Origin of the sequence: Segatella copri (assembly GCF_026015625.1) — a bacterium.
Classification (GTDB): Bacteria; Bacteroidota; Bacteroidia; order Bacteroidales; family Bacteroidaceae; genus Prevotella; species Prevotella copri_H.
Map to the genome: position 1 here is coordinate 1,458,603 of NZ_JAPDVG010000001.1, position 20,736 is coordinate 1,479,338.

At 47.2% G+C, this 20,736-nt stretch carries 17 protein-coding genes and 1 other RNA gene; 7 read left to right on the forward strand and 11 right to left on the reverse strand.

The features are described from left to right. The first annotated feature begins 41 nt into the window (after window positions 1-41). Window positions 42-137 carry a smalltalk protein gene (locus ONT19_RS06590; protein ID WP_153072405.1) on the forward strand — a complete coding sequence of 32 codons (96 nt, stop codon included), beginning with the start codon at window positions 42-44 and terminating at the stop codon, window positions 135-137. A 338-nt stretch (window positions 138-475) separates the two neighbouring features. Here the strand turns inward: ONT19_RS06590 and ONT19_RS06595 are convergent, their stop codons facing one another. The 3 genes from ONT19_RS06595 to rnpB form a co-directional block, all read right to left on the reverse strand. Next, complete coding sequence (locus tag ONT19_RS06595) at window positions 476-883, reverse strand: YkvA family protein (RefSeq protein WP_117728888.1); 408 nt, start codon at window positions 881-883, stop codon at window positions 476-478. Between the two features lie 39 nt (window positions 884-922). Continuing rightward, window positions 923-1,360 (reverse strand): hypothetical protein, encoded by a 438-nt coding sequence (locus ONT19_RS06600; protein ID WP_254970328.1) that lies wholly within the window; start codon window positions 1,358-1,360, stop codon window positions 923-925. Window positions 1,361-1,442: 82 nt separating this feature from the next. Then, window positions 1,443-1,873: RNase P RNA component class A (gene rnpB, locus ONT19_RS06605), an RNA gene on the reverse strand. Between the two features lie 426 nt (window positions 1,874-2,299). Here rnpB and ONT19_RS06610 point away from each other — a divergent pair. The 3 genes from ONT19_RS06610 to ONT19_RS06620 all read left to right on the forward strand — a co-directional run bounded on the left by ONT19_RS06610 (window position 2,300) and on the right by ONT19_RS06620 (window position 5,412). Then, window positions 2,300-3,769, forward strand: a complete 1,470-nt coding sequence (locus tag ONT19_RS06610) for a Do family serine endopeptidase (RefSeq protein ID WP_264952883.1) — start codon at window positions 2,300-2,302, stop codon at window positions 3,767-3,769. A 184-nt stretch (window positions 3,770-3,953) separates the two neighbouring features. Continuing rightward, on the forward strand, window positions 3,954-4,817 hold the full coding sequence (locus tag ONT19_RS06615; protein ID WP_022122021.1) for a sigma-70 family RNA polymerase sigma factor: 864 nt from the start codon (window positions 3,954-3,956) through the stop codon (window positions 4,815-4,817). Window positions 4,818-4,878: 61 nt separating this feature from the next. Continuing rightward, entirely contained in the window at window positions 4,879-5,412 is a 534-nt protein-coding gene (locus tag ONT19_RS06620) for a hypothetical protein (protein WP_022122022.1), read from the forward strand. Between the two features lie 109 nt (window positions 5,413-5,521). Here the strand turns inward: ONT19_RS06620 and ONT19_RS06625 are convergent, their stop codons facing one another. From ONT19_RS06625 to ONT19_RS06655, 7 genes are all read right to left on the reverse strand, one after another. After that, on the reverse strand, window positions 5,522-7,711 hold the full coding sequence (locus ONT19_RS06625; protein WP_264952881.1) for a S9 family peptidase: 2,190 nt from the start codon (window positions 7,709-7,711) through the stop codon (window positions 5,522-5,524). 3 nt (window positions 7,712-7,714) lie between these two features. Continuing rightward, window positions 7,715-8,494 (reverse strand): gliding motility protein GldB, encoded by a 780-nt coding sequence (locus ONT19_RS06630; protein ID WP_228113421.1) that lies wholly within the window; start codon window positions 8,492-8,494, stop codon window positions 7,715-7,717. 259 nt (window positions 8,495-8,753) lie between these two features. Beyond that, window positions 8,754-10,001, reverse strand: a complete 1,248-nt coding sequence (locus tag ONT19_RS06635; protein WP_264952880.1) for a DUF4861 domain-containing protein — start codon at window positions 9,999-10,001, stop codon at window positions 8,754-8,756. A gap of 31 nt (window positions 10,002-10,032) precedes the next feature. Continuing rightward, window positions 10,033-11,049, reverse strand: coding sequence for a glycosyltransferase family 2 protein (locus ONT19_RS06640; RefSeq protein WP_264952879.1), 1,017 nt, complete (start codon window positions 11,047-11,049; stop codon window positions 10,033-10,035). 2 nt (window positions 11,050-11,051) lie between these two features. Continuing rightward, complete coding sequence (locus tag ONT19_RS06645) at window positions 11,052-11,936, reverse strand: TIGR01212 family radical SAM protein (protein WP_264952878.1); 885 nt, start codon at window positions 11,934-11,936, stop codon at window positions 11,052-11,054. Between the two features lie 146 nt (window positions 11,937-12,082). Beyond that, window positions 12,083-13,420 carry a tRNA (N(6)-L-threonylcarbamoyladenosine(37)-C(2))-methylthiotransferase MtaB gene (gene mtaB, locus ONT19_RS06650; RefSeq protein ID WP_264952877.1) on the reverse strand — a complete coding sequence of 446 codons (1,338 nt, stop codon included), beginning with the start codon at window positions 13,418-13,420 and terminating at the stop codon, window positions 12,083-12,085. A gap of 131 nt (window positions 13,421-13,551) precedes the next feature. Further along, a complete protein-coding gene (locus tag ONT19_RS06655; RefSeq protein WP_022122035.1) occupies window positions 13,552-13,722 on the reverse strand; it encodes a PG1828 family lipoprotein in 171 nt (56 codons plus the stop codon). Window positions 13,723-14,123: 401 nt separating this feature from the next. Between ONT19_RS06655 and ONT19_RS06660 the strand changes: the two genes are divergently transcribed. After that, on the forward strand, window positions 14,124-15,296 hold the full coding sequence (locus ONT19_RS06660) for an MFS transporter (RefSeq protein WP_264952876.1): 1,173 nt from the start codon (window positions 14,124-14,126) through the stop codon (window positions 15,294-15,296). 97 nt (window positions 15,297-15,393) lie between these two features. On the opposite strand, the gene ONT19_RS06665 is transcribed toward ONT19_RS06660, so the two are convergent. After that, window positions 15,394-17,943 carry a S9 family peptidase gene (locus tag ONT19_RS06665; RefSeq protein WP_264952875.1) on the reverse strand — a complete coding sequence of 850 codons (2,550 nt, stop codon included), beginning with the start codon at window positions 17,941-17,943 and terminating at the stop codon, window positions 15,394-15,396. 280 nt (window positions 17,944-18,223) lie between these two features. Between ONT19_RS06665 and ONT19_RS06670 the strand changes: the two genes are divergently transcribed. Further along, entirely contained in the window at window positions 18,224-19,408 is a 1,185-nt protein-coding gene (locus ONT19_RS06670) for a PLP-dependent aspartate aminotransferase family protein (protein ID WP_264952874.1), read from the forward strand. An 88-nt stretch (window positions 19,409-19,496) separates the two neighbouring features. Continuing rightward, window positions 19,497-20,669: a MalY/PatB family protein gene (locus ONT19_RS06675; RefSeq protein WP_264952873.1), complete on the forward strand. Its 1,173-nt coding sequence runs from the start codon at window positions 19,497-19,499 to the stop codon at window positions 20,667-20,669. The last annotated feature ends 67 nt before the right edge of the window (window positions 20,670-20,736 follow it).

Genomic DNA, 20,736 nt, shown 5'->3' on the forward strand with positions numbered 1-20,736 from the left:
AAAATTCAACATTCAACACTCAACATTCAACATTCAAAAAAATGAAAGCGAACACTTGGAAAACAATTCTTCAGATAGCCATCAGCATACTGACCGCTATCGCTACGACGCTCGGAGTAACGAGCTGCATGGGATAAAAACAAAAGAATGTGTCATAAGTCTAAATAATGGTAGCCGAAGACGGGCTGAAAGCCCAAAAGCTCCTAGCCCAGGGCAGCGCCCTGGGTTTTTAAATAGATACAACAAAGTCGCCCTGTAAGGGCAAAAGCCTTCAATTTCAAAGCTTTTGCCCTTACAGGGCGACTTGTTTGCGTCCGTATTTACCCAGGGTGCTACCCTGGGCTAGGAGCTTCTGCCCCTTCAGGGCGTGTGGGGCAAAACATGTTAAAGTTTAGCTACTACTGTAGCCGGTCATGAAGGGTCAAAGTCATTAAGGGTCATTTTCATTTTCTTATGCCTTGCCCCTAGAGAAAAATCAAACCGGTGTATCGGTGGCTGAATCCTTGAAGAGGTCATCGGCTGATGGAATCTCATCTTCATCAAACCACTTCTTCAACTTGTCCTGAGCCTTTGACTTTACATCATCTGAAACCTCACCCCAAACTTTCTTGAGCACAAACAGCAATACGGCCAGGTCATCACCCAAACCGGCAATAGGTATGGCGTCTGGAATCACATCGAGCGGACTGATGAGATAACCCAAGGCTCCTACGATCAGAGCCTTGTCCTTCAGCGAAACCTTGTCACTCTCTAACGTATAATAGAGAATGAGCGCTGTATAAACCATCTTGGCACCGGCACGTTTGGCAACATGCGAAATCTTCTCGACAAATGCACGCTGGGTGAACTTGTCCTTATAGTCCATAAAGTCTGGTAATGTCATACTACTTACAGTTTATAGTTTATTATTTATAGTTTACAGTTACGACCGCTTCTCGTAGAAGAGGACTGCCTTGATGAAGGTCTCCATCTTAGGCTCCTTATGATGGTTCACGCGATAGGCGATGATCATCTGGAGAAGTGCCTTGACAAAACACGCCAGCAGCAGGCCGATGATGACGGCTATGACCGTGGCGAGCATCTTGCCGTTGTCGTAGATGGGTGACTTATCCGGGAAACAGGACAGTACCAATACGGGGAGGACGGTGATGAAACCGCCGATGGTGAGCTGGCTGCGCTTGGAACCGCCCATGTCGAGTATCGACTGCTTATCGAAAAGATAATCATCCAGCTCCATGCGGGTAATGCCGTAGTTCTCAAACTTTGGGAAATCGGGCTCATTGCCATATTTCGCTATCTTGCCCGTTACCTTATGTTCGAAATCATCTAATATCTGCTTTTCCGGTTCTCTGAGTTTCATAATCTTGCTAGTTTTTAAAATCGTTTAAAAATGAATGCATCTTATACCTTATTATATATAAAGGCTGCGATGCTGAAAAAAAGAAAGCAGTGCCCCTGTAAGCCGAGTTCTGTGTTCCTATATCAGATATGCTGTTATGCTGTGTTCATACCAGATATAAGAACGTCTGTCATTTATCTAGTCCCAAAGTCACCCTTGGGCTCAAGCACTCTACCCTCCACAGCAGCCCTAAGGCAATCGGACGAGCCGCCCTCAATCTGCGGTATACATGAGCTTACAGCTCCCAGATGGCACAGCCTGGCGATCACCCGCCAGCTGGTGGTCTCTTACACCACCTTCTCACCCTTACTCTCACCACCCCAGACTGGACAAACGGGATAAGTGAAAGCGGTTATTTTCTTCTACCGACACCTACTGTCACCAATAGCTTCTAGTTTCGGAAGTGGGATGCTCTATGCTGCCCGGACTTTCCTCTCGCACCTGAAAGATGCCAGCGACAGACCGGAGCACTGCTTTCGACATGCAAAAGTACAAAAAACTTTTGATACTATCGCACGATTCCTCACTTTTTTATGCATCATTAGTTATTCGCAAGGCTATTTTCACTCTTTTCCCCCAGTTAAACCGAGTTTCTGAGCCGCTGTCTTTTAACAGATATTCAATAATTAATAAAAGATAGTTTCGTATACAAAACTAAGATTTTCATGCTTACATTCAAATATTTGTGAATTTAGGGCATTTCTTGTTTAATAGCCGTTAAAGTGTTAATTTGAAATGTTAAAACGGAATAAATTTATGCAGAGAATGAAGCGTATCTCAAAAAATGACCCTATATTTGCAACCGGAAACAGAGCGATGCATGACAAGCTGACTTTTGGCATGATATTAGCTGCTGCAGTTCCAAGGAAAAGAAAAGTAAACAATAAAAAAATAAGAAACATGAAAAAATTAAGTAATTATGTTGTGGCTGTGCTCTGCGTTGGTTCGCTCGCATTTTCAGCCGGTGCTTTCATGAAAGTAAATGCTTCACCTGCAGTTACCGCTGCGCCAGCAGGTCAGCCTGTAGACTTAACCTATGCTGCCGAGAAGGCGCTGCCTGCTGTAGTACATATTAAATACGTACAGAACTCGAAGGTGAAGACGGTAGATGTGCAGGACGACCCATTCGGAGGATTCTTCGACCCGTTCGGCTTCTTCGGCAACCCGGGACAGGGCAACGGAGGCACACGCAAGCAGAAAGTGCAGACTCCGAAGAGAGAGGCTACCGGTTCGGGCGTCATCATCAGTCAGGACGGTTACATCGTTACCAACAACCACGTGGTAGAAGGTGCTGACGAGCTGACCGTAACACTGAACGACAACCGTGAATTCTCGGCTCGCATCATCGGAACCGACAAGACTACCGACCTCGCCCTCATCAAGGTAGACGGCAAGAACCTGCCTACCCTGCCTATCGCCGACAGCGACAAGGTGAAGGTGGGTGAATGGGTCATCGCCGTGGGCAACCCATTCGGACTGAACAATACGGTTACAGCCGGCATTATCTCTGCCAAGGCACGTTCACTCGGTGCCAACGGTGTAGAGAGTTTCATCCAGACCGATGCTGCCATCAACGCAGGTAACTCGGGCGGTGCACTCGTCAACACCCAGGGCGAACTGGTAGGCATCAACGCCATGCTCTATTCACAGACCGGTTCTTACTCCGGCTACGGTTTCGCCATCCCTACCTCTATCATGAACAAGGTGGTAGACGACCTGAAGAAATACGGCAGCGTACAGCGCGTGATGCTGAGCATACAGGGAAGCGATGTGCTGAACTATATCAACGCCCAGAAGGAGAACGGCAAGGAAGTGAACCTGGGAACCAACGAGGGTGTTTACATTGCCAAAGTTGATGAAGACGGCAACGGTGCTGAGGCAGGACTGAAGGAAGGTGACGTGATTACCAAGGTTGACGGCAAGAAGGTGACCAAGATGGCTGAGCTGCAGGAAATCCTGAACGGCAAGCGCCCTGGCGACAAGATGAGCATCACCTACCTGCGCAACAAGAAGGCAAGCACCAAGACCATCACGCTGAAGAATGCCCAGGGTAATACTTCGGTTATCAAGAGTGCCGACCTCGACGTGCTCGGTGGCAGCTTCCGCCCTATTACTGAGAGCCAGAAGAACCAGCTCAACATCAAGTATGGTGTAGAGGTAATGAAGGTGAACAGCGGCGCCCTGAAGGATAGTGGCATTTCACGCGGTTTCATCATCCAGCGCATCAACGACAACAACATCAATACGATTGATGACCTGCAGAAGGCTGTAAAGAGTGCTTCTACCAGCAAGGACCCAGTGCTCTACATCCAGGGTATATGGCCAACAGGCAAGAAGGCTTACTTCGCTGTTCCGCTGCAGAAAGACTAAGGGTAAGCGTTTGAAGAGAAACGTCTCATGATTGAGTAGTGAAAAGGCATTTTTACTGCCAAAGAACTCAAGAAACAGACAAAAAACAATAAAATAGTAGGTATTTCTGAAAAATATCTACTATTTTTTTTGGTATTTAAACAAAAAAGTGTATTTTTGCAACTACTTAAAATTTGATGCCAGCATGAGACAATTAAAAATTACTCAGTCAATTACGAATCGCGCAAGCGCATCGTTGGAAAAATATCTTCAAGATATTGCTCATGAGGAGCTGCTCTCTACAGATGAAGAGGTGGAGCTCGCTCAGCGTATAAGAAAAGGTGACCGTAGGGCATTGGAGAGATTAACAAAAGCCAATCTCCGTTTCGTGGTGTCTGTTGCCAAACAGTACCAGAACCAAGGGCTCAGTTTGTCTGATCTTATCAACGAAGGAAATGTGGGACTTATCAAAGCCGCACAGAAGTTTGATGAAACCCGAGGCTTTAAGTTTATCTCTTACGCCGTATGGTGGATTCGCCAGAGCATTCTGCAGGCCATAGCCGAGCAGAGCAGACTTGTGCGCCTTCCGCTCAACCAGGTGGGAAGCGTTAACAAAATAAACAGAGAGATGAGTAAGTTCGAACAGGAATTTGAACGCAAACCGAGTGTAGACGAAATAGCTGACCGCATAGACTTGCCGGAAGACAAGATAGAGGACGCCATGAAGGCTACATCGACAAGTCGCCACCTGAGCGTGGATGCGCCTTTTTCTGACGATGAAGATGGCAGCATGCTCGACCTGATGGCCAATTCGGATGATCCGACCGACAATGAACTGCTGGCAGAGTCGCTGAGAGCAGAAATAGAAAGACTGCTCGGCACGCTGCCGGACAAAGACCAGAAAATCATTGCTGCCTTCTATGGCATAGGAACACCTGAACTGACACTTGAAGAAATCGGAACCAAGTATCATCTCACCAGGGAAAGAGTACGCCAGATCAAGGAAAAAACGATCAGGCGACTCCGGAACAAAACGACAGATAAACTGCTGAAGTCCTATCTGGGATAAGGAAAGATCCTGCATGACTGATGGGGCAGACAGCATAAAACAAAATAAGACAGAAAAAGAAATGAAAATTACAAAAATTGCATTAGCATCTATTGCATTAGCATGTTTCAGCTCGCTCTCTGCATCAGCCAAGAACGAAGTTAAGACTGCATACATCTTTGGATTTGCCTCGTCGTTTAATGACTCTACAGTCTATTTCACTGACGTTCAGAAGGTTGATTCTGCCTATTTCACCCGCAAGAACAAGTTTCTGGTAAGCCGCGAGAACTATTCATACCAGTTGCGTGACTATCTGGAGCAGAAAGGTGCCGGCAACCGCACGTGTATCGTGATGTTTGACTTCAACCAGAAGAAGGCTGAAAAGAAATGGAACAAGCTCTATGCAAGATACATTCAGAAGCCAAAGGCTAAGAAGGCAAAGAACGGACAGCAGATGAACGATGCGCCTAGCCCTTATCAGGTGAAGACCATCAACTCTACAGATTTTCATTTTTCATCTGTTCAGCCTAACGATGAAGAGGTTGAAGAGGTAAAAGTGAAGAAGGCTAAGAAAGCCAAGAAAGAAAAGCGCAGAAAAGGCGCTAAAACCGAATAAGAATTCAAACGTTCCTTACTTCGCAAAGTAATGAGGAGAACATTAAATTAAGAAGCCATTCCCGTTTTCTGCCGAGAATGGCTTCACTTTTTTTATATCATATCATTTTCTACTTCAGATTCTGCTTGAACCAGTTTGCTATCTGGCGAAGCAGATGGTTACGGGTATTGCCACCCGAAATGCCGTGATTGCGGTTCGTGTACCACAGGGTCTTGAAGTCCTTGTCTGCCTGAACCAAAGCCTCAGCATATTCGAAGGTATTCTGCGGATGCACATTGTCATCTGCCAATCCGTGACAGATAAGCAACGCACCATGCTGCTGCTTTACACGCTCGATAGGGTTCACCTTGTAACCCTCTTCATTCTCCTTAGGAGTGCGCATGTAGCGCTCAGTATAAACCGAATCATAGAAGCGGTAGCAGGTAGGAGGAGCCACAGCCACACCTGCCTTGAACACAGGACGGCCCTCGCTCATACTCATCAGCGTATTGAAACCACCATAGCTCCAACCCCAAATGCCGATATTATCCTTGTCTACATAAGGCAGAGAACCCATGTAGAGAGCTGTCTCAACCTGATCTTTCGACTCTAAATCGCCCAGACGGAGATAGGTTGACTTCTCAAACTCAGCTCCTCTACCGCCTGTTCCACGACCATCTACGCAGGCAATGATGAATCCTTCCTGTGCAAGATAATAATCGAAAGCACCGCCATTGCCCATACTGCCCGTGCTCCATGAATCGAGCACCTGCTGGTTGCCCGGACCGGAATACTGGAAGAGGATGACAGGATACTTCTTGCTGGCGTCGAAATCAACCGGCTTCACCATCCAGCCGTCCAGTTTCACACCTTCGGAAGTGGTGAAAGAGAAAGTTTCGCGCTTGCCCCAATTATACTTCCGGGTCTTTTCGAGCAGCTGCTTGTTGTCTTCCAATGTCTTGATAAGCTTGCCCTTGTTGCTGCGTACGGTGAAGACATAAGGATGGCTGTAGCTGCTCCAGGTATTGACGAAATAGCGGTAATCGCCCGAGAAGTAAGCCGAGTTGGAACCAGCCGCATCGGTAAGGCGCTCCACCTTTCCGTTCTTATGAGCCACGTAAACCTGGCGGTCGTGCGCATTGAGCTTGGCAGCCTGGAAATAAACATCGCCCGTCTTCTCATCCATTCCGTAGATAGAGGTAACATCATAGTTGCCCTTCTCTACCTGGCGCAGGAGCTTGCCGTTCATATCATAGAGATAGAGATGCATGAAGCCGTCGCGGTCGCTAGGCAGCAGGATGTTCTTCTTGCCCACGATGCTGTTTTCAATCACCTCTTCCTTTACAAACTTAGGCACACTCTCCTTGATGAGCATCCTGCTCTTGCCGGTGAAAGGATTGACTGCATAGAGGCGCATGTCGTCCTGATGGCGGTTCATCGTATAGACAATCAGACTGTTGGCGTCTGGCGATGTCTTGATGCGTGGATAATAGCCGTCGGAATCTACAGGCACATCAAGCGCCACGGTCTTGCCGTTCTTCATATCATAGCTCCAAAGGCTCACCTTAGAGTTGTCCTGTCCTGCCTTAGGATATTTATAGGAATACTCTCCCGGATAGTCGTGATACTCGCTATGGGTAGGATGAGAACCTTCGAACATCTGCAGAGAATAAGTCTTTACGTGCGATTCGTCGAAGCGTATCCAGCCGATGGCAGTTCCATCCGCATTCCATGCAAAGGCGCGGTTGAAGCTGAACTCCTCTTCGTAAACCCAATCAGGAATACCATTGATTACCTCATTGAACTTACCGTCGCGGGTAATCTGGGTTTCCTTATCTCCATCGGTAACAAAGAGATTGTTATCCTTAACGAAGGCGATGTGGCGTGAATCAGGCGACCAGGTAGCCACCTGCTGGTTAACGCCCTGGGAAAGTTTCTTCAAACTCTTCTTGGCAATATCGTATACGAAATACTCAGCCTTGAACGAGCGGCGGTAGATAGCCTCGCGATGGGTCATGATAAGCAATTTCTTGCCATCAGGACTGATTACATAACCCTCAATCTGTTCGAAGGGAGCCTTGACTGCGTTCACATCGAAGAGGATGCTCATCTGCTTGCCCGTCTTGAACGAATAACTGATAACCTGCTTGCCATCATTGCTGATAGAAGCGTACAAATCGGTGCCATCAATAGGGTTAATACCGGTAACATAAGAGGCAGCAAACTCGCCGGAAGTAATGGCCTTCAGGTCGAGTTTATCTGCAGCTTGCATTGCTGAAACCATCATGACAGTTGCAATAAAAACTGGAAATTTTTTCATGTGTTAATCTTTATGTAATGCCTCAATAGGCGAATAATCTTCGTCCTTGAGCAGTTGTTCTACTGTTACTTTAGGGTTGCGCTTTACATAAGCGCAGATTGTCTTCACATACTTGGTCTTGAAAATCTCCTTGCCCATCGCCTTGTTGACAGCCCACATGATCTTGCCCATGTGCAGATCGCGGTCGAGCTGCGGACGGGTGTCGAACTGATCCATCGGATAGATGCTCAGCAGATAGAAGGTAAGGCAATCCGGCACAATATACTGGCGCGACATGGTGCTGCGCTGCTGTGGTGTATAGAATTTCTTGTAGAGCGGATAGTTTTCGCCCATGTATTTATCGAGCGAAATTCCTACAGAGTGCTGTCCTACTACGATGCTCTGGTCGAGAGCGCCAATCTGGGCATAGAAACAAGGCTGCTGGAGCTCCGGAATCCAACTGTTCAGACGTGAGAAGGCAGATTTCAGCTGCTCGTTGATGTCTTCCATATTGGCAAATTCTGCCTCAGCATCGGCAATAAGTGACTGCAGGGTAGAATCCTGATAGAACATGAGGAAACGGTTGCTGATATTGGCGTCGGTAATGGTGCCAAGCTGGAGCATTTTCTCTATCAGCGTACGGGTTTCTATCGGGTAATCGGTGTTCATCTGCTGCAGGGCTGAGAAATCACCGGTAGTAAGATATCTGCTTTCCAATCGGTCGTAACGCTGTACTGACAGGGGCACAGCCTCTCCTTCCTCGTTCGGCTTGAACTTAAACTCGCAGGCCGAACTGAGAAGCACGATTGCTAATATGACTATATAATTAAAAAACCTTTTCACGATAATTTACAAATCTTCGAGTTACGTCTGCAAAAATACTAAAAATTATTTAAATTACCAAGCTTTTTTGCTAAAAAATCATACGCATTCGCAAAAAAAATGGGTTTTTCTCTTAAAATTGTTTGCAAAATAACCAGCAATGAGCAAAACGTAAGGCTTTTTTGCTCATTGCTGGCTATTTGCGCAGTTTTTCTGCTTATCAGATGATAAAAGAAACTGCTTATCGAATGATGACAGAAACTGAAACCTGAACCGGCTCTTCTATCTGCTTCTTCCAGGCTTTCAACCACTCATACCACTCCTTCTCGCCCTTGAAACCATAGGTTTCGTTGGCACTGGTATAAGCAAGCTTATAACTGAGCTGGCTGCCTGCAGGTTTCACTACCTGAGTATAGCAATCCTTATTGGCTGGCTGCTGACTTACCAGGGCTGACTGTGGCACATAAATGCCCAAGCCTACGGTCTCCAGCTTATGCTTTCCATCGTCCTTGCCTGTTGGCCAGTCGCTGCCGTAACAGCCTCGCAATCCCTTGCCATCAGCAAATTCGCTGGAACCCTTTACGTTGATGAGTCCTGTAGCAAACTGATAATCAGAAACATCCTTGTTGAAGAATACATCTACATCGAAATCGCGATGACCGGCATAGATGGTGTAGCGGATGGTGGCATTGACAGGCTGCAAACCCGGAGCCGGAACCCAACCCTTATCCACTACCTCGACGATGGCACGGAGCGGACCTTCTGAAATGACGCGCTGCTCCTGATATTTCACGTTGTTGAACAGCACCTGGTCTTTACCGTCCCAGCCACGGAGCGCACCCAGCCCGTAGGTATTGCCTACCCAGAGACAATCATCGCCCGAACCAGCCTGAATCTGCTCTTCTGAAGGATAGAACTGTGTATCCTGAACCACCAGTCCCTTGTTGATTTTGCCATAAAGGTCGATGGTCTGACGCTGGTCGAAATAAACACGCATGGCAATCAGTTCGCTTTCGAAGCAGATGCCATGAGAATGGACGTAGTGATAAGGGTCCTTGGTCTTCTTATCAAACGAGATGCTGCGCAGATAAATATCCTGCCTGTTCTTAGCCAGCTTCCTGTTTTTGCTTGGCAGACAGAGTTCGGCAAAGGTACGAGCCGGATACTGTGCCTGCTCACCCTCACGATAGAGATGCACCTGATAGGTCTTGGTTTCTTTCTTGCCTAAATCGGCAAGGAAACAGAGTTCATCGTTGGTACAATCGCGGTTGATGTCGTCGAGCTGGGAAGGAATCTCCTTACCGTCAACGGTTACTACAGCGCGCTGAATGTCGCCGATAGCTCCCAACTTGCTGAGATCTACCACCACCGGAGCATCGGTTCTTGCCACCTTGGAAGGATTGGAAACCGACACCTGGAAATTAGCCTGCGCCTGGGCTGACAGAACCATCAGCGAAACCAGCGCCATCATCATTTGTTTTTTCTTCATAGATTTTATTTTTAAGTTTGTTTATTATTGTCTACAACTGCGAGAAGAGTTTCTTGCCCTTGGCGTAATATTGCCAGATGATAGAGAGATTGTAAACCTGCGGAATCTCCTCCTTCACCCTACCCGCCTGTATCTTTCTGCGATCTTCGTCAAACTCATGTTTCCATGCCTTGAAAGCCCTGCGCGCCTTGAAGATAGCCTTGAAGTCACCCCAGTTGCGCTTCAGAACCAATGTCTCGAAAGCAGCAAGGTAATCCAGGAATCTACGCATACGCATTACATGAGTCAACTCCGTATCACTCAGATTCTTATAAAGCATGGTTAAATTATTTCTGAAATTCAGATAAGTCTTCATCGGATTGCTTTTCGGCAGGGTTCCACCACCCACATGATAAACCTCACTCTCAGGAATGCAGTAGATTTTTCTGCCCATCAGACGCAAGCGCCAGCAAAGATCTATCTCTTCATTATGGGCAAAGAAACGGCCGTCTAAACCTCCGGCAGTCCAATAATCTTTTGAGCGGATTATCATACAGGCACCCGTAGCCCACAAGATTTCCTGCTGGTAATCATACTGCCCGTTATCGCGCTCTACCGTATCAAAGATGCGGCCCCGACAGAACGGATAGCCGTATTTGTCGAGGAATCCGCCGCAAGCACCAGCATACTCAAAGCTGTCCTTATCGTATTCGGCAAGCAGCTTAGGCTGACAGGCAGCCACCTGCTGATGCGAATCCATAAACTCGATGAGCGGTGTAAGCCAATGATGCGAAACCTCCACATCGCTATTCAGGAGCACATAATACGCTGCATCAATCTGCTTCAAGGCACGGTTATAGCCTTCAGCAAAGCCGAAATTCTGCTCCAGCACGATGGTCTTCACCTGAGGAAACTGAGTCTCCAGAAGGTGCATCGAACCATCAGAAGAAGAATTGTCTGCCACCCAGATTTCAGCATCCTGACGGGAATATTCGATGACATTCGGAAGATACTTTGCCAGCATCTTCTGACCATTCCAGTTTAATATAACGATTGCTACTTTTGCCATATTTATTGTAAACTCTTTAATCTGTTATTCAGGAGATTGGTAAACTCATAGTTCTTGAGTCCCCATTTGGGAGCAATCAGCAGTTCTTTGGGCGACTGACTGACGAAGCGCTCCAGCACCAAATCCTTTCTGAGCAGACGGATGTATTTCACGATGACATCAATATATTCCTCTACCGTGTAAACATGGAAGGGATGCTCAGCATATTCCTGTGCCAGCCGGGTGCCCCTGATAATCTGCATCTGATGAATCTTGAGAATATCAAGCGGCAAGGAAGAGATGAGAGGAGCCTGGCGCAGACTTTCTTCCGCATCTTCTCCCGGCAAGCCGATGATGATGTGGCCGCCCGTAAGGATTCCCCTGGCATGAGTACGCTCCACGGCACTACGGCAACAGGCAAAATCATGTCCGCGGTTGATGCGTTTCAAGGTTTCATCATTGGCACTCTCAATGCCATATTCCACCAGTACGAAGGTGCGGTGGTTCAGTTCTTCCAGATAATCGAGCAATTCATCGCTCACACAATCCGGACGGGTTCCGATAACGATTCCCACCACATCTTCCACCTCAAGAGCCTCTTCATACATCAGCCTCAGTTGCTCCACCCTGGCGTATGTATTGGTATAAGCCTGGAAATAAGCCAGATATTTCATATCAGGATACTTCCTGCTGAAGAAAGCCTTTCCCTCCTCCAGCTGTTCAGTAATCGACTTTTTCCGGTCGCAATAGCTGGGATTGAAGGTGCGGTTGTCGCAATACGTACATCCGCCACTCGAAATCCTCCCATCTCTGTTAGGACAGGAGAATCCCGCGTCTATCGAAATCTTCTGAACACGGAAATCAGGAAACTGCTTCCGGATCCATGTTCCAAAATCGTTGTAATACATTGGACTTTGAGCTTTGAACTTTATGATTGGACTTTGAACTTTGAACTTTATGATTAGCCTTGAATATTAGCTTTTAACTTGATAATCAGCCTTTGAGCTATAAACTATCAACTATCAACTATAAACTATCAACTATAAACTATCAACTAAAGAAGCTCTGCCTTCAGCGCCGTCTTATCGTGATTGAAATCACCCAGGCGAACCTTGATAAGCTGGTTGTCGTATTCTTCCTTGGCGAGAGCCGGCGAAAGTTCTACGCGGATATAGTTCTTGGTGAAGCCATGCATTGCCTTGCCTCTTGGCGCCTTTTCGAAGAGAACCTCAGCCTCAGTACCGATGTATTGGGCATAGAATTCCTGCGTCTTCTGATCACTCAACTCCAACAGTCGCTTGGAGCGCTTCTTCTTCTCCTTCTCGTCAACCACATACGGAATCTTCAAGGCAGCCGTGCCCGGACGCTCGGAATAAGGGAAGACATGAAGCTGGGTAACAGGCAGACTCTTCAGAAACTCATAGCATTCTTCAAAACACTCCGGAGTTTCGCCGCGACAGCCAACCATCACATCCACGCCGATAAACGCATCAGGCATCTTCTCCTTGATAAGATTCACCTTGTGGGCAAAGAGCGCCTTGTCGTAACGACGGTGCATCAGCTTGAGCACCTCATCGCTTCCGCTCTGCAGAGGAATGTGGAAATGAGGCATAAAGGCACGGCTCTGGGCACAATACTCTATGAGATCATCATCACAGAGATCAGGCTCCAGACTCGAGATGCGGTAACGCTTGATTCCTTCTACCTGATCCATCGCCTTGACAAGGTCGATGAATCGCTCGTGGGTAGTCTGACCGAAATCACCGATATTCACACCGGTAATGACGATTTCCTTACCGCCTTCAGCAGCCGCCTGCTCACATTGAGCCACAAGCGACTGGATGCTCGGATTGCGCGAATTGCCTCGGGCAAATGGAATGGTGCAATAGGTGCAATAATAATTGCAGCCGTCCTGCACCTTCAGGAAATAACGGGTACGGTTGCCACGCGAGCAAGAAGGCTGGAAGGTCTTGATTTCCTTCGTCTTCACGCTATAATGCTGATGAAGCGCAGCATCGCTGTTCTGCGCCCATGCATCGCTGAGATATTGAATCAAGTGCGCCTTCTCGTTAGCACCCAACACGAGGTCTACACCCTCTATCTTGCTGACATTCTCAGATTCGAGCTGCGCATAACAGCCCGTCACGATAACGAATGCACCCGGATTGTTTCTCACCATCCGGTGGATAGCCTGACGGCATTTATGATCGGCAACTTCTGTTACCGAGCAGGTGTTAATCAGACAAATTTCAGCTTTCTCCCCCTTTTTAGCAGTAATGACGCCCATATCTTCGAGCATTTTGCCAAAAGTGGAAGTTTCAGAGAAGTTGAGTTTGCAGCCTAGCGTATAGTAAGCTGCCTTTTTACCTTGGAAGGCACTTGAATCTATCATAAATTATCTTTTCTAAAATTCTAAAAGGTAACCTAAAAAAAATGAAACATAGTCTCTATAAAACGAAAAAGCCGCTAGACCGAAGTCCAGCGGTTGTTTCTCTCATTTTTTCGTTCGCAAGTAATTTCAAATTACTTAGCAGAATCAGCAGCAGCTGTATCAGCAGCAGCAGTGTCAGCAGCAGTTGTATCTACCTGAGCTGTGTCAGAATCAGCAGAAGCTGTGTTCTGAGCTGTTTTGTTACCACATGATGCGAAAGAGATAGCTGCGATAGCTACGAACATAAAAACTAATTTCTTCATTTTCTTTGCTTTTTTAAAATCTGTAAAACAATCATTTGTTCTTTTGAACGATGCAAAGGTAAGCATTTTTTTGATACGTTGTTCTTTTTTTTGCGATTTTTTTTTAGGTGATTTTGTAACAAAATTACAAATCGCTATAAATCAACCACTTATAAAGTGCTAACAAAGGTTAAAGTTTTTGGTGTGCTCGGAAACAGCCTAATTTTAACACTTTTCGGTGTTTTTTAGCGTAATAAGGGTGCGCGCCAACACCTCTTCAGAGCAGTACTATATACATATAATAAGGTACGCGCGCGAGGGAAAGAACAGAAGATTTTCCCAAGAAATCGTCCCCAAAAACTTTGATTGCCGAGATTTTTTTCGTAACTTTGCACTCAAAACAAAGAAACAACAGACAGAAAATGATACAGCTAAAAGAAAATCAGGGCATTCCCCGCAGCATTCTCCTGATGATGGCTATCGTCGCAGGACTCACCGTAGCCAACTGCTACTACAATCAGCCGCTTCTCGAACTCATCCGCCACGACCTGGATATTACCGAGCAGAAAGCTAACCTCATCACCGTCATTACCCAGATCGGTTATGCGCTGGGCTTATTCTTCCTCATCCCCTTGGGCGACATGCTTTCGCGCAAGAAACTCATCCTTGTCAATATGACCATTGCTGCATTGATGGCAATTGTGATGGCTGCAGCGCAAAACGTATGGATGCTCTGGGGAACTTCACTGCTGATTGGCGCCTGTTCGGTGATTCCGCAGTTCTTCATTCCGATAGCCGGACAGTTTTCGGAACCCAAGAACAAGAGCAGGAATATGGGCATTGTACTCTCCGGACTGCTGACGGGCATTCTTGCCTCACGAGTAATCAGCGGTTACATCGGCGAATGGCTGGGATGGCGGGAGATGTTTATCATAGCTGCTTTCGTGATGGTGGTTTGCATGGGAATCATGCTGCTGATGATGCCTGAAATGAAGCGCAACTATGTAGGAACCTACAGAGGGCTGATGACCACGATAGCAGAAATTTTCTTTTTCCATTCTTCTATCCGCATCTATTCCACCCGTGCAGCCTTCGGGTTCGGCAGTATGATGGCAATATGGTCTTGTCTGGCTTTCCATCTGGCGCAGCCACCTTTCAGCGCAGGAAGTGATATGGTAGGAATGCTCGGACTTTGCGGAATCATGGGAGCCGTTGCTGCCAGTGGTGTGGGAAAACTGATTCCTAGGTTTGGCATTCGAAAATTCAATCTGTTCGGCGCAGGAATGCAGATCATCGCCTGGGCAATAGCCTTGCTTTTCGGCGATACATACGCCGGACTCATCGCAGCCATCATTCTGGTTGACATCGGTCTGCAATGTCAGCAGCTCAGCAATCAGAGTGGTTGTCTGCAGGAGGTTCCGCAGGCTTCCAACCGCGCCAACACCATCTTCATGACCAGCTATTTCATCGGTGGTTCGCTAGGCACTTTCTGTGCCGGTTACGTCTGGACGCAAGCCGACTGGCTCGGTGTCTGCATCGTAGGAATCGCTTTCTCCATGATTTCTCTGCTTATCACGCTAAACTGCAAGAAATAAACATATAAAAGAAAAGAGATTATATTCCCGACTTACAGGAACATAATCTCTTTTTATTTGATAAAGGCTGAAGCCGGCATTTCTGCCGAAGCTTCAACTACATATTTTCATCACCATACATTTCCGTCCACCAGGAAGCATCATCCTGCAACCACTTGGCAAACCAGGCAAAGATGGTGTTCTGCCATTTCAGTCGCTTCTCGTAGTCGATGATGTGATGATCCTGACCATCTACCAATACCATCGCCGTAGGACGGCCAAGGAGTTTCAGAGCCGTATAGAGCTGGATACTCTCGCCCACAGGCACATTATTATCAGCCGTGCCGTGAACAAACAGCAGCGGAGTATGAATCTTGTCGGCATTATAGAGCGGACTCTGATCTACAAAGAGATGCTTGTTGGTCCAAGGATATTCGTTCGCCATAGAAACTTCGCTGTAGCTGTAGCCCCAATAGCCCTCACCCCAATAGCTGGTGTGGTCGCTGATGCCTGCATGCGAGATGGCAGCAGCAAAGAGGTCGGTCTTGGTCTGAAGATACTGAGTCATGAATCCGCCGTAGCTGGCGCCAATGCAGCCAATCTTCTTGCGGTTTACGAAAGCATGCTCATCGCAGAAAGCCTGGGTGCTGGAGATGATGTCTTCAGCCACTCCCTCGCCTGCCGTGTCTACATGGCGGGCAGAGAATTTCTGACCGAATCCGGTGGCTCCACTAGGATTCACAACCAGCACTACATAGCCCATTGCCGCATAAACATGATGAGGATAACGGCTCTGGAACATGCGGCTCGTAGGACTGCATCCGCCATAATAATTCACTATCATCGGATACTTCTTGGCAGCATCAAAATGAGGTGGCAGATAGTAACGGCAACAAAGGGTGTCGCCTCTTGAATTGACAAAATTCCAAGCCTTGCATTCACCCAGTTCAACATCCTTCAACTCACGCGCACTCAAATCGTCAACCAATTGCGATTTCAGCGCCTTCGTATTCATCTTATAGAGTCGGTCGGCATTGGATGCACTCTGACCGGAGAAAGCCATTTCTGCTGCAGAAGATGCAAGCGAGAAACTCTTGATGTACTCTTCAGGAGTCTTGAGAAGCGTAAACTTGCCCGATTTCGGATTGAGCTGGAAGAGGTGCACACAGTCTTTATCTTCAGCTGTAAAATAGATGTTTCCATCGACCTTACTCCAATTCACACTCTGCACGTTCGGATTGAAATCCCTGGTCAGCGGACGAACCTTCTTATCCGACAAGGTCATCAGATAGAGCTGGGTGTCGATCATGCTAGGTGTCTGTCCTTCTTCCACATTCTTTCCAATGCCGTTGAAAGCTTCCGGAGAAGCGCTCACGAGAATGCTCTTGCCATCAGGTGAGAACTGGGCGCTGTTCAGAAATTCGCCCTTTTCTATCAGGGTTTCTACCTTTGGCGTTGTGGCTGAAGATGCATTCATACTGCCCAAATCCAGGCGGTAGAATGATGTCAGGGTTGTAGGACGCTTGGTGAGTCGCTCCTCTCCCTTTCCTATCAGCAGATAACGCGAATCGGCAGAAATATCCATCAGATAGATGTTGTGGTAACCGAAGGTAAGCGGCTGGAGAATGCCCGATGCAAGGTCGTATTTAGCCAAATTGCTGCGTTCGCGCCAACCAGGCTGTCTGTCTTCCGGTTCTTTTACATCATAAACTTGCGGATCCTTTTTTCTGCCTTCAGTAGTGAGCGTATAGATGAGTGTTTTTTCATCGGGTGTAAACTGGAACCAGCCTTCAGGAAGATGGCTTGCCAGCACTTCGCGCTCCATCGTCAGCGGATTGATGGTGATGAGCTGCAATGTGCCATCCTGCTTTTCTTCTCCGGCAATACTGCTGTCGCTCGCCTTCTGGGTGAAATACAGTTTATTGCTTGAAGGCATCCATTTTACACTCTCCTCAAATGTAGCCATCAGTCTGTTAGTCTGAGAGTTGCGCAATTCACTAACGCTATGGTTATTACCTTTTCTATCTACCCATGTTTTCCGAACAACGATAAACTTTCCGTTTGGTGAGATAGAAACACTCGGATAGTTGGGCGCACAAATCACATCATAGATATTATAGGCGCGCTTGGCTGCCGCATCGCCTACAGAAAGCGGAGCGCCGTTGGCTGCGGTTACAGTCAACTTGATAGATTTCTTATCAGAAGATGCATTCTTCCGGGTAAGATATTTGATGACAACCGTATGCTGCGAAGGAGTCAGGATGGTTTCAGCCTTATTGCCGTTCACCGCTACCTGTTCGCCGTCAACGAACAGGCGGTATTGCTCCAATCCTTCTACCGCGATGGTTGCTTTGGTGCGCTGGGTGTTAGAAACGCAGAAAGAAGCCAGATGGAGCGCATCCTGCTTGTCGGCAAGGAGTTGGGCTGCACTCACCTCCTTACCCTTATTTAATAAGGTGAAAGACAGCGGCGAATCGAGCAGCTGCTTAAGGTCGAACGCTTCGCCCTTGATGTTCACACTGTCAGCCATCCAAGGCTGTGCTACGGCATAGGGGCCTGCATATTTCAGCGTTTTCACCTCTATGGTTTCGGAACTGGCAGAGATTGAAGCCATCAGGGCAGCTGCCAGCAGCCCGCTTTTTGTTGTTTTCTGAATCAGTTTATTCATAAATATCCATATTTTGATTTTGGTGCGAAATTACAAATAAAAATCGAGATAAACGAATATTTGTGTTACAAATTGCTCTTTTTACTGCATTTTTGCCTTACAAATGTTATCTTTAAGTTAATCGGATGAGCCAGTAGGTTATTGTTGGGTTAAACCCCTCTCCAACGAGTTGCAATGCATAAAAAGCATTCGCAACTCGTTTTTTTTTATGCGATTTATTGTCTATTTGATTTCTTTTTTGTACTTTTGCACGCAAAATATCACATAAAATAACAGAATAATGAAGAAACAGACTCAAGCTATTCATTTGGAATATGAGCGCCGCGATGCATACGACTCGCTGAGCGTGCCAGTATATAACACCCTTGCCTACGAATTCGACAATGCTGCCGTCATGGCTGAAGCATTCACCGACAAGATCAAGGCTCCAGATTATTCGCGCGTAGAGAACCCTACGGTGACCAACCTGGAGCGCCGTGTGGCAGCCCTTACCGATGCTGCTCATGCCACCGCCTTCAACTCAGGAATGGCGTCCATCAGCAACACCCTCATGGCGCTGGCAGCACAAGGCAAAAATATTGTTACATCCAAGCATCTCTTCGGCAATACTTACGCCCTGCTCGTAGCCACTCTGCGCCGTTTTGGCGTAAAGGTGCGTTTGCGCGATTTGACCAATATCGAAGCCGTGCGCGAAGCCATTGATGATGACACCTGCTGCGTATTTCTCGAAATTCTGACCAACCCACAGCTGGAGGTTGCTGACCTGAAAGCCATCTCTGAAGTGGCACATGAAAAAAATGTACCTTTGGTGGTGGATTCTACCGTGATTCCTTTCACACAATTCTCGGCTAAGAGTCTGGGAGTAGATATTGAGGTGGTTTCCAGTTCTAAATATGTAAGCGGCGGTGCTACTTCGCTCGGCGGTCTGGTTATCGACTACGGTACTCCTTACAACGGCGATTTCGCCAAGCGTCTTTATGGAGAAATGCTCTTCAATTTCGGAGCCTATATGACCCCACAGGTAGCTTATATGCAAACCATCGGACTTGAAACGCTCGATGCTCGCTATCGTGTGCAGAGCAGCAATGCCCTAGAGCTTGCCAAGAAGCTGCGCTCTCTGCCTCAGATAAAATATGTAAACTATGTTGGTCTGGAGGATAATCCTTATCACGAGTTGGCGCAGCGCCAGTTTGGAAAAACAGCGGGAGCCATGATCTGCATCGACCTGGAGAACAAGGAAGCCTGCTTCAGTTTTCTGAACAATCTGAAGCTCATCCATCGCGCCACCAACCTCTTCGACAACCGTTCGCTCGCCATTCATCCGGCAAGCACCATCTTCGGAGCTTTCTCTGAGAGTATGCGCAAGTCGATGGATGTGAAAGACACCACGATCCGATTGAGCATCGGCTTGGAAGATGTGGATGATCTCTTCGAAGACATCAAGCAGGCGGTTAATAGTTTATAATTGATAGTTTATAGTTAATAGGGCTAAGTAAAAAGGACTAATCATAAAGTTCAATGTTCAATGTTCAAAGTTCAAAGTTCAAAGTAAAATGTACAATTTCGATAAAGTCATAGACCGTTCGGGCAGCGACGACCTGAAGCATGGCGCCCTGTTGCCTCGTTGGGGGCGAGATGATCTGCTGCCACTTTGGGTAGCTGATATGGATTTCGAGACCCCATCTTTCATTACAGATGCCCTCAAGGCACGTCTGGAACACTCTCTTTTCGGTTACACGATGGAACCGGAAGATTACCTGCCTAGCATCATCGACTGGGTTCGCGACCACCACCAGTGGGATGTGAAGCGAGAGTGGATAAGATTCATTCCTGGTATTGTTAAAGGCATCGGACTCGTGGTGAATGTCTTCACCCAGCCTGACGAAAAAGTCATCATCCAGCCTCCCGTTTATCACCCATTCCGCCTCACCCCAGAGGGTAATGGCAGAGAGGTGGTCTTCAATCCGCTGAAGATGAGGGAAGACGGATATTACGAGATGGACTTCAAAAATCTCGAGAAGGTTTGCGATGAGAAATGCAAGATTCTCATTCTCTGCAATCCTCATAATCCGGGCGGTATTACCTGGAGCAAGGAAACCCTGCAGCAGCTTGCCGACTTCTGCTATGAGCACCATCTGCTCGTTATCAGCGATGAGATTCACGCGGATATGGCGCTCTTCGGCCACAAGCACATCCCGTTTGCTTCGGTTTCAGACAAGGCACGCAACATCAGCATCACCTTCCAGGCTCCTTCCAAGACCTTCAATATAGCTGGAATTGTGAGCAGCTACGCCATTATTCCAAACGAAGATATTCGGAATAGATTTTACAAATGGTTAAGCGCTAACGAGTTGGATGAGCCAACCCTCTTTGCTCCTATCGCCACTATCGCAGCCTTCCGCAAGGGAGAAGAATGGCGCAAGGCGATGCTTGCCTATATTGAGGACAATATCCGGTTTGTAGAAGATTACTGCCGTGAACATATTCCGGGCATTCGCCCGTTGCGTCCACAGGCTTCCTTCCTCGTATGGCTCAACTGCCGTAATCTGCATCTTTCTCACGATGCACTTCTCGACCTATTCATCGACAAGGCGCATCTGGCATTGAATGATGGAGAGATGTTCGGTCCTGGCGGAGAAGGATTCATGCGATTGAATGTAGCTGCACCAAGAAGTATTATCAAACAGGCTTTGCAGCAGCTGGAAGAGGCTGTGAGCCAACTCTAGATAATTTTAAAAAAAATAGCCGTAACTACTGCAAATATAGTTACGGCTATTATTATAATATGGCGGA

Bases quoted from the DNA above. Each gene is read 5' to 3' on its own strand.
- ONT19_RS06590 (WP_153072405.1), top strand. From the start codon at position 42: ATGAAAGCGAACACTTGGAAAACAATTCTTCAGATAGCCATCAGCATA.
- ONT19_RS06595 (WP_117728888.1), bottom strand. From the start codon at position 883: ATGACATTACCAGACTTTATGGACTATAAGGACAAGTTCACCCAGCGT.
- ONT19_RS06600 (WP_254970328.1), bottom strand. From the start codon at position 1,360: ATGAAACTCAGAGAACCGGAAAAGCAGATATTAGATGATTTCGAACAT.
- ONT19_RS06610 (WP_264952883.1), top strand. From the start codon at position 2,300: ATGAAAAAATTAAGTAATTATGTTGTGGCTGTGCTCTGCGTTGGTTCG.
- ONT19_RS06615 (WP_022122021.1), top strand. From the start codon at position 3,954: ATGAGACAATTAAAAATTACTCAGTCAATTACGAATCGCGCAAGCGCA.
- ONT19_RS06620 (WP_022122022.1), top strand. From the start codon at position 4,879: ATGAAAATTACAAAAATTGCATTAGCATCTATTGCATTAGCATGTTTC.
- ONT19_RS06625 (WP_264952881.1), bottom strand. From the start codon at position 7,711: ATGAAAAAATTTCCAGTTTTTATTGCAACTGTCATGATGGTTTCAGCA.
- ONT19_RS06635 (WP_264952880.1), bottom strand. From the start codon at position 10,001: ATGAAGAAAAAACAAATGATGATGGCGCTGGTTTCGCTGATGGTTCTG.
- ONT19_RS06640 (WP_264952879.1), bottom strand. From the start codon at position 11,049: ATGGCAAAAGTAGCAATCGTTATATTAAACTGGAATGGTCAGAAGATG.
- ONT19_RS06645 (WP_264952878.1), bottom strand. From the start codon at position 11,936: ATGTATTACAACGATTTTGGAACATGGATCCGGAAGCAGTTTCCTGAT.
- mtaB (WP_264952877.1), bottom strand. From the start codon at position 13,420: ATGATAGATTCAAGTGCCTTCCAAGGTAAAAAGGCAGCTTACTATACG.
- ONT19_RS06655 (WP_022122035.1), bottom strand. From the start codon at position 13,722: ATGAAGAAATTAGTTTTTATGTTCGTAGCTATCGCAGCTATCTCTTTC.
- ONT19_RS06660 (WP_264952876.1), top strand. From the start codon at position 14,124: ATGATACAGCTAAAAGAAAATCAGGGCATTCCCCGCAGCATTCTCCTG.
- ONT19_RS06665 (WP_264952875.1), bottom strand. From the start codon at position 17,943: ATGAATAAACTGATTCAGAAAACAACAAAAAGCGGGCTGCTGGCAGCT.
- ONT19_RS06670 (WP_264952874.1), top strand. From the start codon at position 18,224: ATGAAGAAACAGACTCAAGCTATTCATTTGGAATATGAGCGCCGCGAT.
- ONT19_RS06675 (WP_264952873.1), top strand. From the start codon at position 19,497: ATGTACAATTTCGATAAAGTCATAGACCGTTCGGGCAGCGACGACCTG.